The sequence below is a fragment of the Streptomyces sp. NPDC046870 genome, from assembly GCF_040704595.1.
Classification (GTDB): domain Bacteria; phylum Actinomycetota; class Actinomycetes; order Streptomycetales; family Streptomycetaceae; genus Streptomyces; species Streptomyces argyrophylli.
Map to the genome: position 1 here is coordinate 28,753 of NZ_JBEYXM010000022.1, position 13,728 is coordinate 42,480.

Below are 13,728 nucleotides of genomic sequence, written 5' to 3' on the forward strand. Positions count from 1 at the left end.
AGTGACGGCATGATGGCCGACTGCGTGGCCTACGCCGAACCTCCCGCGACCGTCCCCAGCGCGGTCTCCCATCGGAGGCAAAGGGACCAGCGTCTCAGGCCGTTGTTGCAGCCCGATCGCCTCGGGCGAGGTTGCTGGGGAGCCGTCGCTCAAGGCGTGGAAGGCCGCGATGACAGCCCGTAGGAACTTCAAGCGCCAAGTGCGTGCCCGCGCCGCCAAGACCGGCGAGTCCTACACGTCCGCCCTGCGGCACTTCCGTCCGACTCCATCAGGAGACGTCATGTCGGAAGCAAGGAATCCCAAGAGCGCGCGGCTTGCCGTAGCGCAGACTCCTGTACGCGAAGACCCCCGAGACGTTGAAGCGCTGCGCGAAAGCGGGCGTGAGGTCCGTGCCCTGATGCGCGAGGCCAGTGCTCAGGGAGCGAGGATCGTGCACTTTCCGGAAGGCGCGATCTGCTTCCCCAGCAAGTTCGTCATGTCCGTCGACGGCCCGGACGCGGTCGGCCCGGCGGACTGGGACCGATGCCAGTGGCCGGTGCTCCAATCGGAATTGGCCGCGATCGCCGAGCTGGCCCACGAGTTGCGGCTGTGGACGGTGATCGCCTCGGTGCACCGCCTGACCGAGCCGAACCGCCCGCACAACAGCCTCTACGTCATCTCCGACCGCGGCACCGTCGTCACACGCTACGACGAGCGCCTCCTGTCGAAGACCAAGGTCTCGTACATGTACTCGCCGGGCGTCTCACCGGTGACCTTCGAAGTCGACGGTATGCGCTTCGGCTGCCTGCTCGGCATGGAGATCCACTACCCCGAGTTGTTCGCACAATACGAGAAGCTGGATGTCGACTGCGTCCTGTTCTCTACAAGCGGCACCCCGGGGAACACCGCCGCCCAAGCCCAAGGGCACGCCACGGTCAACAGCTACTGGGTCAGCTTGTCAGTGCCCTCACAGCACAGCGCCACCGCACCGTCCGGAGTCGTCGCTCCCAACGGCGACTGGCTTGCACGGTGCCCCGCGGACGGTTCGCCGTCGGTAGCCGTCGTGAACCTCGACGACAGTTCCGAGGCCGCCGCCGACGCTGTGACCTACAGGCGCCCCTGGCGTCGTGAGGCGCGCGCAGGGATCTACACGGAGCATCAGGTGAGCGACCCGCGCAGCGAGGACCGGACAGCGACCTTCTAGTGCCGCATCAGGCGTCCGGGGCACGCGCATCATTCTGTCTCGGGGGTGGCCGGCCCTGCCGTACCTGCTCAGCGCCGGAGCGCGCGGCGGATCAGCCCTCGTGCAGGAGCCAGCCAATGTGCAGTTCTTCCGCACCCGGGCGGAACGTCCGCATGAGCTCGGCGCGCTCGGGGTCGCCTTCGGGGAGGTTGTCGGCGAGGAGGGCCTGCGCGGCGATCGTCTGGGGCCGGGCGCCGAGTGCGGCGCGCAGGTGGAGTGAGCGGCGCAGCATCGATATCCGTTCGGCGGGCTCCTTGTGCGGTGCGAGGTGCCGGATGATGTAGGACTCGAAATAGCCGTCGCCGTACTTCGTTGCGACCTCGAGAGCCGTCTCGTAGAGAGGGAGGGCGCCCGTCGGGTCCTCGTCGATGTTGTCCAGCAGGACGGCCCAGTGGTACTCGGCCCAGGCACGCTGCTTCTCGTCGCCGCTCTCGACTGCCGCGCGGTAGCCCGCCTCCGCCACGGCGCGGTCGTCGGTGCGGGGGTCGCGCTGGAAGAGCAGGCGGCTGTAGGCCAGTCGCGCCGTGAGCAAGTGTGCGGTTGGTGATGCGGGGTCGAGCGCCGCGACTGCCTTCTCGGCCTCCTCGTGTCCTTCGATCTGGAAGAACCAGCGGTCGACGGCGATCTCCGCGCGCAGCTCCGGCTCGGCGTCCGGGCCTAAGGCGGCGAGGGCGGCGTCCCACTCCCCGAGGAGCTGCAGGCGGCGGGCCACGTAGGTGTCATCAGATAGCATGGCGCCTACAGTAGGAAGCGGCGATGTAGGTGGTCAAGTGCAATACGGTGACTACATTGGGAACGTGACGCGGTTGGCCGTCGAGCTGGCCAATACCGGGACCCTCGACCAGCATGGCGAACTGGTCGCCGCGTTCTTCGCAGAGCACGAGGTCACTCCCCCGCCGGACGGTGACTACGGCGAGCTGCCGGACCTCGTGCGCACGGCCCTGGCGCAGTCGGTCGACGGCGCCGCCCCCGAAGCCGTGCACCGTCTGCTGCGCGAATACCCGCCGGAAATGCATCTGTCCGACCATGACGGCCTCGGCGGCTGGCACATCCACTTCAGCCGCAACGGCACCCCGGCCAAGCGCTGGGTCGGCCAGCTGATCGCCGCCAAGCTGGCCCTGGTCGTGGCCGGGGATCCGGCGGTGACGCTGGGGCGGTGCGCCGCGGCCGGGTGCGGAAACTACTTCGTGGACCAGTCACGGAACCGGACGCGCCGGTTCTGCTGTAACGCGTGCGCGAGCCGGACGACGGTCGCGGCTTATCGGGCCCGGACGGCAAAGAACTCCTAGCACACCGTCCACGAGAGCACCCTGGTCACCGCTCCTGCTTCATGCGGCCGGCGGAAGCCTGCTGGGTGTCCGCGCCAGAGCCGACCTGCCGCAGGGTCTGCTGGGGGCCATGCCAGTCCAGGCACATCACGGTTGCGTCATCCACGAGCTGGCCCCCGGCGGCGTCCCGGACCGCGGACGTCAGCGTCAGCGCCGCCTCCCGCGGGTGCAGATCACGGGTGCGCTCCAGCAAGGCCAGCAGGTCGACCTTCTCCCCATGACGTTCGAGCATGCCATCGGTCACCATGACCAGACGGTCACCCTGGCGCAGGTCAATGTCCTGAACACGGTAGGGGTGCGGCACGGACACGGACAGCCCGAAGGGATGGTCCACCTCGCAGCTGATCACCTCCGCGGCCCCCTCACGCATACGCAGTGGCCAGGGGTGTCCGGCATTCACGAGCTGGGCCCGACCCGTGCGAAGGTTGATCCGCAGCAGTTGCCCGGTGGCATGGCCGTGGCCGTGGCCAGCCAGGGCCTGGTCGGCCCGGTGGGCCTGCTCGGCCAGGCCGGCTCCTGCCCGACGGGCGCCCCGCAGGGCGCTCACCAGCACCGTGGCGGCCAGGGCCGAATCGATGTCGTGGCCCATGGGGTCGGTCACCGACACATGCAGAGTGTCGCGGTCCAGCGCGTAGTCGAAGGTGTCACCGCTGAGGTCTTCGGAGGGCTCCAAGTGCCCGCACAAAGTGAACTGCGCAGCCTCGCACGACAGTGACGGGGGCAGCAGCTGGTACTGGATTTCAGCGGCCAGCGTGGGGGGCCTGGAGCGTTTGCCCCAGGTGTAGAGGTCGGTGAAGCGTCCGTTTGCGATCACCACGTAGGCCAGGATGTGGGCGGCCTCTCCGACCTCGTCGAGGACCTCGTCATCGGGATCGGCGGGCAGGAGCAGTTCCAGCACTCCGATGGCATCCCCTCGGTTGCTGACAGGCACGATCACCCGCTGTCCCTGGCCGGTTGCCTCCTGATACAGCCGCTGGGTGCGGATCACCTGCTCGTAGACGCTGCCGAACATGGGAATCCGCTCCGTTTCCCGCCCACCCTCCACACCGTCGGCAGTAGCCAGCCGCGCCACCGCCTTCCCCGTCAGGTCCACGATGAGGAACGACACCTCCGTGGCCCCGAAACGCCGCCGCAGGTTCTCAGCGACCACCGCGACGGCATCCACCGGCGCCGCCCTCTCCGCCGCAGTCAGCAGCTGGGAAAGGCCACTCTGCCTACCGCTCACGACCACGGCCCCTTCCACCAGCCCCTTCTACAGCTTGGGAACCGGGACAGCAGGCGTCAATCCGTGCGTGATCACGGTCGGCGGTCAAGCTGTACGTACAGGAGACGAATCGCCCCGGCTCCCCCCTGAGGGCGCCGCCGTCTGGTCGCGCAACTCGACGAGGCGCTGACGTATTCGGCCACACTTCCACAACCGCAGGCCCCAGTCATTTCGACAGGCCGATGTCTCATGAGACACGGCAAAGTCTGGAGCAGGACGGATGGCGGGCCGCGGTGTCGGTGGAGGCCGGCCACATCGTGCTGCGCTCGCGCCGCGGCACCCACCTGCTGCCGGCGTTCCCCGACGTGCGGGCCGGGTGCGCACAGCCGCCGGACGCGACCGCGTTGGACGGCGAACTCGTCGTCTGGGACACCACGGGCGAGCGGAACGGGCTGGTCGGCGCCGACATCGCGTGGGTGCTTTGGCCGTCGGGCGCCCGGAGGCTGGAGCCGCAACAGGCCCTGAAGACCGCTGGGCCCAGACGGTCGGGTTTTCAGTTCGCGGCGCCGTCGGTGTAGCCCGCCTCGACAAGACCCTGCTGCACAAGATCGGGGCGGTTGCTGATGAACCCGTCCGCGCCTCCGCGGGCGAACTCCACCGCGCTCTTGGGGTCGTCCACCGTCCAGATGAAAACCTTCAGCCGCTGCCCGTGCGGGCCCTTCAGGGCATGGGCCGCCTTCAAGTACCCGGGAGTCACCTTCAGGTACTTCATGTTGATCTGGTCGGTCACCTTCGCATACCCCGCCAGGTCCTTCACCGTCGGTTCACGCGACAGCAGGGCAGTGCGCGCCTCGGGAGCATGAGCGCGTACGGTCCGCAGCGTGCCGGTGTCGAAGGCCTGGATGATCAGCCGGTCCGTCACCCGGTCGCCCTCGAGCCAGCCCAGCCGGCCGAGTTCCTTCACCGTGTCCTCGGCGAGCCGCGGATAGATCTCCGGCCACTTGATCTCAAGGACCAGCTTCTGGCCGTTGCCGTCCACGCGGCGCATGTACTGCTGAAGGGTCGGTATCTTCTCCCCCGCCCACTGCCGGCCCTTCCAGCCGCCGGCGTCCAGCGTGGATATCTCCGCCCAGGTGAAGTCCCCTACGTTCCACGGCGCACGCTCGGGGAACTTCTCCTCGACATCGGTGGTGCGGGCCAGGGTCTTGTCGTGGATGACCACCAGCGTGCCGTCCTTGGTGCGCTGGACGTCGTTCTCCAGCCAGTCGATGCCCTGTGCCCGCGCCGTATCCATCGCGGCCAGGGTGTTCTCCGGGGCCGCGTGGGTGCCGGCCCTGTGGGCCACACTCACCACACCCTCGCGGCTGGTCGCGTCCGTCTCCGTGGACGTCACCAACAGCACCGCGACCAAGCTCAGGCCCAGTCCTGCCACGCACAGGAAAACGCGCGCGAACATCCACTCTCCTCATGGGTCGACGGCACAGACTTGCACGGCGTAGTCGAGACGGCGCCGGTAGTGCCAGGAAGAGGAGAGACTACCTACCGCCCGCCGAGGCGCCGACGGGTGGCCGGCACGGTGGTTCGCACCGACGGCGACAGCACCGCCCTGCTCGGCGGCAAGGCCAGGCGCGCAGGTGCGGCCGCATCGAAAGAGTAGGCCCGCGCCGGGACCGATGTGACAACGCCTGGCCCAATGACGGCCCGCGGGCCACGTCCCTTGCCGACGACTGGCTGCCGCGTCGTCCTCATTTCTGGATCCCGAAGGGGCCTGGCATCGAGGCTTTGGGACGTCACGAATGGGTGACGCCTGCACACAACTAGTGTCGCGTGAATGAAGTTCTTGGGTAGTTCGGGTGGGTGCGGTCACGGAGATCGCCCGTCGGGCTCTTCCTCTTCTGCACCAGTGACGGCTTGCAGGTCTCACGGGCCCGGGGCCCCAAAGGGCGCCCGCGCGGGCGAACCAGACGACCACGCCATCGGTCGGCCCTGCGGAGGACTGACACCAAAGGTGTCCTCGCGGACCGCGACCATCTACATTGCCGGACTCCGCATCCCGGACATCTTCCTCGGGTGCGCCCGGTGACCAGCGTCTACTCGAATGGAACCATCGGCCGCTCGGCGACGATGAGCAGATGGCCGCTCATGCCGTGAATGGACGGGTCGCTGGCAGTCCTGTAAGCGACGTTGAGCAATCGCTGGTAGGCGCCGGGGTCCCGTTGTGCAAGAGCAGCGACTTCCGGCTGCGCCCAAGCCAGGATGCCTTGGGACGCGAGCACGCACCGCACACGGAACCCGTGGTCTTCGAAGAGTTCGGCGACATTGTCGGGGCGGGTGAGGTAACCACCAGTGAAGCGTCCGGGCCTCGGGTCATCGTAACGGCCTTCGTCCAAAATGAGATCGACCGTACCTGTGGTGAAGGCAGCGGACCCGTGCTCCAGGACGGTCGTGACCAATCGCATGTAACGCGGCATCACGGTCGCAATCAGCAGCCCGCCCGGTCGCAGGACTCTATGAGCCTCCCGTATGGCCAGCTCGCGGTCGGTGCTGGAGGTCAGGTGATAGAAGGGACCTAGACACAGTTGGGCGTCAAAGGAAGCGTCGGGGAACGCGCTCAGATCACGCGCGTCCGCTTCCGTGACGGACTCCACATTCGCGGCATACTGTTGGGGAGCCTGCGCCACGCGATCGCGGGCAACGTCTAGCAACGCAGGCGACAGATCGGTGAGGGTGACCTGGTAGCCGCGGTGCGCGAGCCACAGGGTCCAGGTGCCCGGACCGCCACCATTGTCCAGAATCCGCGCGGGCGCAGGAGGCAAGTGGTCCTCAAGCGCTCGGGCGTGCAACTCCCGCTCGATGGCACCATCCGCGGGCCTGCTCAGCCGATTGGCCTCGCGTTCTGCTGACTGCTGGTAGTAGTCCCGCACCGCGGCTACCGGATCGGGCTCAGTCGCTCTCGTCACGGATCTCATGATCGAGTCCCGGCACGGCAGGCGCCTCCCTTCCTGGCGAGGTTTCATGCGACGTACATATTGGCCATGACGTGAATCCGCCGGGTCCGTTGCCTGGTAGTCCCTGGCCAGCATGTCGACCAGGTCGAGCATGGGCAGGTGGCTGTCGAGGATGGCGTCGGCGCCGAAGCGGTGGGCCACCTCGGCACCTGCGGGCCCAGATGAGGATGGCAGCGAGGTGGAGTGCGGCCTGGTAAGCGTTGGCGAGCTTGTCCGTCCGCAGGGCCAGACCGCGCCACTGCTTGAGTCGGTTGATGCACCGCTCGACCGCGTTGCGCTGCTTGTATGCCTCGGCGTCGAAGGCTGGCGGGCGACCGCCAGTGCGACCTCGCCGCAGACGGTGACCAACCTGATCGGACGGCTGCGGAATGACGGCACGGATCCCTCGCCGGCGCAGGTGCCCACGGATCGCGCGGGATGAATGCGCGCGATCCGCCAGGACGGCGTCCGGGCGGGTCCTCGGTCTGCCACGTCTGCTCCGCGGAACGCGGATGCTGGCCATGACGGCCTCGAAGGCTGGCGCGTCGCCCGCCTGGCCTGCGGTGACGCGGAGGGCCAGGGGTCGTGCATGGCTGTCGCTGGCGAGATGGACTTTCGTGCTCAGGCCGCCGCGCGAGCGTCCGAGCCCGTGATCGCCTGGTTCGGCGCGGTCCGAAGCCCCCTTTTCCTCGCTCCAGCAGCATGTTGATGGGCCCGGCAGACGGTGGAGTCCACCGACACGGTCCAGCCGATGTCGTCGCTTTCATCGGCCGCTGCCAGGACTGCGGCGAGGATCCGTTCCCAGGTGCCGTCCACGGCCCACCTGATGAGCCGTTTGTGAGCTGTTTGGAACGAGCCGAGCTCGTCCGGCAGGTCTCGCCAGGGCGAGCAGGTGCGGTACTTCCAGGCGATGGCCTCGAGGGTTCGGCGGTGGTCGGCCCATCGCCGTCCACGGACCGGATCGGCTGGCATCAGCGGCTCGATCCGGTCCCACATCGCATCAGTGATCACTAGCCGGACAGACACATCCGATCAACTGATCAGCCCTCAAAGAGACACGCCAGCAGTGGTCGTGCGGCCCGCCTCCGTTAGCCCGTTCCAACCTGGTACCTCAGTCGGGAAGTTGGGCTGACAGCGTGGTGAAGCCCCTGGTAGATGGGTTTTGTGGTCCTGGCGGACAAGGCCAATTCGTCCCGCGCGATCCGCGACCATCTGCGCAAGCGCCGGCATCCGGGCGGTGATCCCGGTCCCGGCGGACCAGCGAGGCCACCGGCAGCGACGGGGCAGCCGGGGTGGCAGGCCACCAGCGTTCGACCGCGAGACCTACAAGCAGCGCAACACCGTCGAGCGATGCATCAACCGCCTCAAGCAGTGGCGAGGCATCGCGATCCGCTACGAGAAGACCTGGCCGCACTCCACGTTGCCGGCATCCTCCTCTGGTCCGCCCGGTGATCCAGACGAAACTGCCTAGTCGAGGAGGGAGCAGATCGTCACGGGGACCCGGGCCGACCACTTGTCCGTGGACTCGTCGTACCCGCGGACGTATCCGTTGCTCGCTCCGCCGCAGGGAGCGTGGAGGTTCGTGTTGACATTGATCCAGCCTCCGGCGAGGAAGGGGTGTTCGCGGGCCACCACCCACTTCTTGAAGTACACGGTGCCGTTGTTGTGTTTCACCATGACGTAGACATGACGGCCGAGGGTGAAGCAGCCGCCCTGGATCTTCAGATCGCCGTTGAAGGCGTAGGTCGACACCCACGGCGGGGTGGGCGCGCAGTTCACCAGGGAGACCGCGTGGTGGGCGCGTGCGGGTGTCGCGTGCGCCGATGTCGCACCAGGCGCAGCGAGGTTGACAGCGGCTGCCACCGCAGCCGTCACAGCGGCGGTCGCACACCGCCGGCTGCGCGGATTCGAGTGCACGAGGATGCTCATGTGCGTTCCTTGTGGATGAATGGACCTTGCAGACCCGGGGCCTGTCACGGTCGACCGGGTGGCCATTGGGCGGCCGAGGTCCAGCCGGAACGGAACATTCTTCGATCCAGTCTAGTGACGGCTGCAGAAACGCGGCAAATCACCCGATACGCACCTTGAACGTTCACGGGGCGGACGGTGTGGGCCGCGTGTCGCGAAAGTTCAAGACCGGCGGGCGTGGCCCTCCGTACGGTCGACGGTATGAACGAGATCCACACCCACCTCACTGTCTGCGCCGCCGAAGCCGCCCGCGCCGCCCGCGTCGTCGTGTCCGAGCAGCTCGCCGCCTCTCCGTCTGTGCCGACTGGACGGTCCACGAGCTCGCCGACCACCTGGTCCTCCACTCCGCGCACGGCCTCGAACACCGTGCCCTGCGCACCCCGAGGAGACCGTTCAGCGGGACTTCACCGGGAGGAGGGCTGGGCCGAGGCGTACGCGGCGCAGCTTCGACCGGGCCCTGGCTGCCTGGGAGAAGCCAGAGACCTGGGAGGGGGACATCGACATGGGCGGCAGCCCCATGCCGGCCGCCGAGATCGTCGCCATGCTCGTCGAGGAACTCGCCCTGCACGGCTGGGAGCTGGCCCGCTCCCCCGGACAGGTCTTCGCCCTGCCCATGGACACGGCGGTGTTCCTGCTCGACGTGGTCGAGCGGTACGCGGAGATGTACCGCCGGTACGAGGGCTTCGCCGCCGTCGTCGACGTACCCGCCGACGCCCCGGCAATTGACCGGGCCCTCGCAAGCGCCCGCAACCTGGCCTCGCCCTGCGCGGCCAGCGCCGCGGCCAGGACCTCGTCGACCGATGGCAGCTCAACTACCGTTTCAGCCGACACCGCGATCAACGCGCGGTCGTCGCCGAGGTCATGGGGTACGCCTCGCGCTACGCGGCCGTCCAGGTCGAGGCGCCGGAGTCCCAGGCTTCGGCCGGGGGGGACGAGGAGGTCGATCCAGGCCACCTGCGGTTGTCGTAGGGGCTGTACCACTGCGCTGAGCGTGCAGCGCAGGCCTTGCTCGAGTGGGATGACGGCTTCGGCGCAGCGGTCCTCCGAGAGTCGGGCCCACCGCGGCGAGCAGCGCCTGCCGGTGGTCGTCGCGCGTCGCTGAGACCGCGCCGTCACCCTGGCCCGGGAGGGTGAGCGGCACAGGGCGGTGGCCGAGCGCGGTGAGTTCCGGCACGACGTCATCCCGGGCGGATCCGTCGAGCCACAAGCCGGCGACGGTTTCACCTGGTGAGGCGTCGGGTCTGGTCGTCGGCACGCTAGCGGCAGGCTCTGCCACCGGCCTCCGGACGCAGTCCGGTCCACTGCCGACAGTCCGTCCGCTGCTCCAGGAGGCGCTCCACGCCGACTCGATTCACGTCAACTGACCTTCTCCGTATGCGGTTTCGGCCAGCCGGGCGTCCCCCTGCATTACCTTGGACCTGGTGCACGGACGTGACTACGGGGGATGTGATGAACGGGCGACCGGAAACTTCTGCGGGCACACCGGTGCGAGATGTCGTCCGGGACATCGTCGGCGAGCTGGCGCCGCACGAGCTGATCGTGCTCGACGCCCTGCTCCTGGTGGACGACGACACCGCGTTGCGACGGCTCGCGGGCGGTCGGCACCGGGACCCCCTGGGATTCGGGCTGGGCGAAGCCGCAACCCTGCTGACTCCCGTGGTGTGGATGGCGCTGGACGAAGCGGCACGGCAGGTGGTGTCCGCCACCGTCGCCTCCGCTGGCCGTCGGGCACGTCCGTGGTTGCGCCGGATCAGGAGCCGGCCGGCAGAGCCTGCACAGTCCCGTCTGCTCCCGCAATTGACGCCCGAGCAACTGGAAGCCGTACGGTCGCGGGTGGCCCGGCTCGCTGTGGAGAGCGGGCTGGAGCGCGAGGCGGCCGGGGCGCTCGCCGAACGGGTCGTGGCCCGGCTCGTACTACCCGCCGAGCCGCAGCCGGACGACGGTGTCGAACCGGGACCGGACGACGACGCCGATCCGGAACCCGATGACGGCGCCGATCCGGGACCGGACCGTCGCGCCCCACACCGGGTCTCCACGGCGGACGATGGTCCCTCGGCCGGCCGCGAAACGGACCGGGGTGAGCGAGGCGGCCGCGCATGAGCCCCGGCCCCGGCCCTGAGAAGGACACGGACACGGCGTCGTCGCCCGTTCCCGGGCGCATGGACGAACGCCTCCTCGGCGCCGGCACCGGACCGCGGTTCCTCCTGCTCATCTCCCTCTTCGTGACGAGCAGCGCCAGCATGACGTCGGCCGTCTTCCACTCGCTGGTCGATCCCCGCAACATGGCCTCGGGCTGCGCCCTGGCCTCCGGATTGGATCCGCGGGCCGATTTCCTGGGTGCGAGCCTGGCCACGCTGCGGTCCGACGAGGCGTTCCGAGCATGTGTGGACCGCTTCGTCCCGCACGCCTCCCCCTGGCCGGTGCCGGCCGCCGTCGTGGCACTCGTGCTGGCCGCCTGCGTCCTGTACTGGACGCTGCCCAGGTGGAAGCAGCGCGGCCGCAGGCTCGTGCCGGTCGAAGGGATCGACCCGCACGGTGAGTTGGGCGCCCTTCTCGACGAACTCGTCGATGTCGCCGGCCTCTCGCGGCGGCCGCGCTTCGTCGTTTCGCCCGCCGCACGCACGGCGAGCGCCGTGGTGTTCGGACGCTGGCGGCACCACGTCGTCTGTTTGCACGGCGGCCTCGTCGCCATCCGTGACAGCGACGCGCGCAGGTTCCGCGCCGTCGTCCTGCACGAGCTGGCGCACATCCACAACCGGGACGTCGACATCACCTACGCGACGGTGGCCCTGTGGCGTGTCTTCCTGTTCGCCGTCCTCCCGGGTTACCTGGTCTGGGCGGTGCTGGCCCTGCGGGACGCCCTGTCCTCGGCGGTCTTCGGTCCTCCGTCGCTGGTGGCCACCTCGCGCGACGTGGCGTTCACGGCGGTGCTCATCGCCCTCGTCTTCCTGACGCGCGCCGACATCCTGCGCACCCGCGAGCTGTACGCCGACGCCGACGCCATCAGGTGGGGGGCCGACCCGGCGGGCTGGGGCGGGGCGACCGGGTCCGCGGCCTCTGACCGTGGCAGGCTTGGCCGTGCCGCGCGGGCTCTGGCCGCCGCGTGGCGGAGCCATCCAGGCTGGGATCGGCGCAGACGGGCGCTCGCCGACGCACAGGAACTGTTCCACTCCTCCGCGCTCACCCTGTTCCTCACGGGCGCGACCGCTTCGATCTGCGCCGGAGAGCTGTACGGCTTCGGAGCCGGGTGGGTGGTGCGCCTGGCGGCTGCCACGGTCGCGGGTCTGATCGCGACGACGGTCGCCGTGAACCTGTGGCGTGCGGCGGCCCGGGCCGTGCTGACGGGCGTTCGAGCGCCCTCCGGACTGCGCGCCGGGTGGTGGCTGGGGGCGGGACTCGTTCTCGGGGAGGTGCTGACCGGCGGTGTCTCCGGGTGGCGGGTGCTGCCCAGACACCCGGAGGTGTTCGCACTGCTCGTCGTGATCAGCGTCGTCGTCACCTGCTGGACGGCGCAGTTCGCCGACCTCGCACTGCGCTGCTGGCGAGGAAGCCGCCTGCGGCCGGCGTTCGCCGCGGGTCTCACGGCCACACTGGTCGCCTTCGCCCTGACCTACGACTGGTGGCACAGCAGCGGCAGGATCTTCGCAGCCGGCTGGCCGTTCTCAGAACCTGCGATCCGCGCGGCACTCCAGCACGACCTGCCCGGCCCCGCGCTCGGCGCGAGCACCCTGACGGTGATCGCGGTGGTGCTGTCGATGGTCCTGCCGTGGGAGCAAGACCCCTTGCTGTGGGCGGTGACGGCCCTGTGGGTGCTGCCCCTGCTGGTGTGGGGGATCGGGGCGGCGGACAAGGCACCGGCGTGGGCGGTCCGTGCGCTGCCGCCGGGGGAGGGCGCCGTCTGGCGGGCCGAGCGGCTGCCGTCGTTCCGGCGGCTCGCAGTGGCCGCGGGCCTCGGGGCCGGCGGCGCCTGGTTGGGGGTCGTGGTGGTGCTGGCCCGTATCCACGCCGTGCGGCCGCCGGTCGGGCAGCCGCTGGGGCAGCAGGCCCTGCTGGTGGTGGCCTGGCTGTTCGTGGTGCTCGCCGCAGTGGTCGTGGCTGCGGCGACGGTGACGGGCTCGGTGACACCCCGGCTCCCGGTGCCGGCCGCAGCCGTGGCCGCCGGGACGGCGGGACTCGCCGGTGTCACCGCCGCCTTCCTGCTGCTGTCGGCCGACGGCTGCGTGAGGTCCCTGGCGACGATGGGCACCACCTGCGCCTGGTTGCCGGGCGGTGCCTGGCCGTTGACCGAGCTGCTGCTGCCGCTCGTGCTGGGACTGGCGTTGTTCGTCTCCGTCTTCACGGCCGTGGTCGCCACGGCGGTGCTCCGGTTGCGGCGCCGACCGCGCCCGGACGTCGGTGACCGCGACCGGCGCACGCGCCTGCGGCCCGCACGGGACGGAGGCCACACCCGCGCCCCGGCCCGCAAGGCCGCTGTGGCGGCCGTCTGCTTGATCGCGCTCACCCTGATCACCGCGGCGAGCCTCCCCATGGGCACCGGCGGACACTCCGGCGCGCACACTTCGCTGACCCGCCAGGACCTGATCCCGGCACAGAACACCAGGCCCGCCGAGGAGGTGCTCGCCCTCCAGACGGACGCCTGGCTGCGTCTCGGTGGGAGAGAACTGCTGGTCAAGATGACCGGTGAAGTCCTGCACATCATGACGGCCCTCCAGGACGACAGGGCCTTCACCGACCACGGCTATGCGGCCCGCGCCATACGCCCGCACTGCCTGGGCCTGCGCACGGCCGCGCAGCGGCTCGGCGCGTACTTCCCCGTGCCCGATCCGGACGTGGCCCGGCAGCGGCCAACGCTGGCGACACAGGGCCGGCGGATCGGCACAAACTGCCGGCAGGCCATCGACGAGGGCAAGCGTGACCTCTACCTCGCCAGCATGAACGACGTCGTCACTCTCTCAGAGCGGCTGAGCGGCGTCCTGCGCGAAGTGACCGCGGAGGCCGGTCACCACCCGGGCCAGTGAC

Annotated in this window: 11 protein-coding genes and 3 pseudogenes; 7 read left to right on the plus strand and 7 right to left on the minus strand. The window is 69.5% G+C overall.

Annotated features, from left to right (window positions below; all coding sequences use genetic code 11):
- Positions 1 to 280: 280 nt before the first annotated feature.
- A complete protein-coding gene (locus AB0946_RS32380) occupies positions 281 to 1,183 on the plus strand; it encodes a carbon-nitrogen hydrolase family protein (RefSeq protein ID WP_366764240.1) in 903 nt (300 codons plus the stop codon).
- A gap of 91 nt (positions 1,184 to 1,274) precedes the next feature.
- Here the strand turns inward: AB0946_RS32380 and AB0946_RS32385 are convergent, their stop codons facing one another.
- Positions 1,275 to 1,955: a hypothetical protein gene (locus tag AB0946_RS32385; protein WP_366764241.1), complete on the minus strand. Its 681-nt coding sequence runs from the start codon at positions 1,953 to 1,955 to the stop codon at positions 1,275 to 1,277.
- A 64-nt stretch (positions 1,956 to 2,019) separates the two neighbouring features.
- Between AB0946_RS32385 and AB0946_RS32390 the strand changes: the two genes are divergently transcribed.
- Positions 2,020 to 2,511 carry a CGNR zinc finger domain-containing protein gene (locus AB0946_RS32390; RefSeq protein ID WP_366764242.1) on the plus strand — a complete coding sequence of 164 codons (492 nt, stop codon included), beginning with the start codon at positions 2,020 to 2,022 and terminating at the stop codon, positions 2,509 to 2,511.
- A 25-nt stretch (positions 2,512 to 2,536) separates the two neighbouring features.
- Here the strand turns inward: AB0946_RS32390 and AB0946_RS32395 are convergent, their stop codons facing one another.
- Complete coding sequence (locus AB0946_RS32395) at positions 2,537 to 3,715, minus strand: PP2C family protein-serine/threonine phosphatase (RefSeq protein WP_366764341.1); 1,179 nt, start codon at positions 3,713 to 3,715, stop codon at positions 2,537 to 2,539.
- A 281-nt stretch (positions 3,716 to 3,996) separates the two neighbouring features.
- On the opposite strand from AB0946_RS32395, the gene AB0946_RS32400 reads away from it, so the two are divergent.
- A complete protein-coding gene (locus tag AB0946_RS32400; protein ID WP_366764243.1) occupies positions 3,997 to 4,332 on the plus strand; it encodes a hypothetical protein in 336 nt (111 codons plus the stop codon).
- Here AB0946_RS32400 and AB0946_RS32405 read toward each other — a convergent pair.
- From AB0946_RS32405 to AB0946_RS32415, 3 genes and pseudogenes are all read right to left on the minus strand, one after another.
- Positions 4,308 to 5,210 (minus strand): glycerophosphodiester phosphodiesterase family protein, encoded by a 903-nt coding sequence (locus AB0946_RS32405; protein ID WP_366764244.1) that lies wholly within the window; start codon positions 5,208 to 5,210, stop codon positions 4,308 to 4,310. The two genes, AB0946_RS32400 and AB0946_RS32405, sit on opposite strands and share 25 nt — an antisense overlap.
- A 634-nt stretch (positions 5,211 to 5,844) precedes the next feature.
- Positions 5,845 to 6,903, minus strand: a complete 1,059-nt coding sequence (locus AB0946_RS32410; RefSeq protein WP_366764245.1) for a class I SAM-dependent methyltransferase — start codon at positions 6,901 to 6,903, stop codon at positions 5,845 to 5,847.
- A gap of 16 nt (positions 6,904 to 6,919) precedes the next feature.
- A pseudogene (locus AB0946_RS32415) lies at positions 6,920 to 7,737 on the minus strand (IS5 family transposase); the annotation flags it as partial.
- 171 nt (positions 7,738 to 7,908) lie between these two features.
- On the opposite strand from AB0946_RS32415, the pseudogene AB0946_RS32420 reads away from it, so the two are divergent.
- Positions 7,909 to 8,193 (plus strand): annotated as a pseudogene (locus AB0946_RS32420) (transposase); the annotation flags it as partial.
- A 15-nt stretch (positions 8,194 to 8,208) separates the two neighbouring features.
- On the opposite strand, the gene AB0946_RS32425 reads toward AB0946_RS32420, so the two are convergent.
- A complete protein-coding gene (locus AB0946_RS32425; protein ID WP_366764246.1) occupies positions 8,209 to 8,670 on the minus strand; it encodes a hypothetical protein in 462 nt (153 codons plus the stop codon).
- 496 nt (positions 8,671 to 9,166) lie between these two features.
- On the opposite strand from AB0946_RS32425, the gene AB0946_RS32430 reads away from it, so the two are divergent.
- Entirely contained in the window at positions 9,167 to 9,811 is a 645-nt protein-coding gene (locus tag AB0946_RS32430) for a hypothetical protein (protein WP_366764342.1), read from the plus strand.
- Here AB0946_RS32430 and AB0946_RS32435 read toward each other — a convergent pair.
- A pseudogene (locus AB0946_RS32435) lies at positions 9,767 to 9,964 on the minus strand (hypothetical protein); the annotation flags it as partial. The gene AB0946_RS32430 and the pseudogene AB0946_RS32435 sit on opposite strands and share 45 nt — an antisense overlap.
- A 230-nt stretch (positions 9,965 to 10,194) precedes the next feature.
- Here AB0946_RS32435 and AB0946_RS32440 point away from each other — a divergent pair.
- Together AB0946_RS32440 and AB0946_RS32445 are read left to right on the plus strand one after the other, a co-directional pair.
- A complete protein-coding gene (locus tag AB0946_RS32440; protein WP_366764247.1) occupies positions 10,195 to 10,809 on the plus strand; it encodes a hypothetical protein in 615 nt (204 codons plus the stop codon).
- The gene (locus tag AB0946_RS32445) at positions 10,806 to 13,727 is read left to right on the plus strand and encodes a M48 family metalloprotease (protein ID WP_366764248.1); all 2,922 of its coding nucleotides are present in this window, start codon (positions 10,806 to 10,808) and stop codon (positions 13,725 to 13,727) included. Before AB0946_RS32440 ends, AB0946_RS32445 begins: the two co-directional genes overlap by 4 nt.
- Position 13,728: the final 1 nt, after the last annotated feature.

Bases quoted from the DNA above. Each gene is read 5' to 3' on its own strand.
- AB0946_RS32380 (WP_366764240.1), top strand. From the start codon at position 281: ATGTCGGAAGCAAGGAATCCCAAGAGCGCGCGGCTTGCCGTAGCGCAG.
- AB0946_RS32385 (WP_366764241.1), bottom strand. From the start codon at position 1,955: ATGCTATCTGATGACACCTACGTGGCCCGCCGCCTGCAGCTCCTCGGG.
- AB0946_RS32400 (WP_366764243.1), top strand. From the start codon at position 3,997: ATGTCTCATGAGACACGGCAAAGTCTGGAGCAGGACGGATGGCGGGCC.
- AB0946_RS32405 (WP_366764244.1), bottom strand. From the start codon at position 5,210: ATGTTCGCGCGCGTTTTCCTGTGCGTGGCAGGACTGGGCCTGAGCTTG.
- AB0946_RS32425 (WP_366764246.1), bottom strand. From the start codon at position 8,670: ATGAGCATCCTCGTGCACTCGAATCCGCGCAGCCGGCGGTGTGCGACC.
- AB0946_RS32445 (WP_366764248.1), top strand. From the start codon at position 10,806: ATGAGCCCCGGCCCCGGCCCTGAGAAGGACACGGACACGGCGTCGTCG.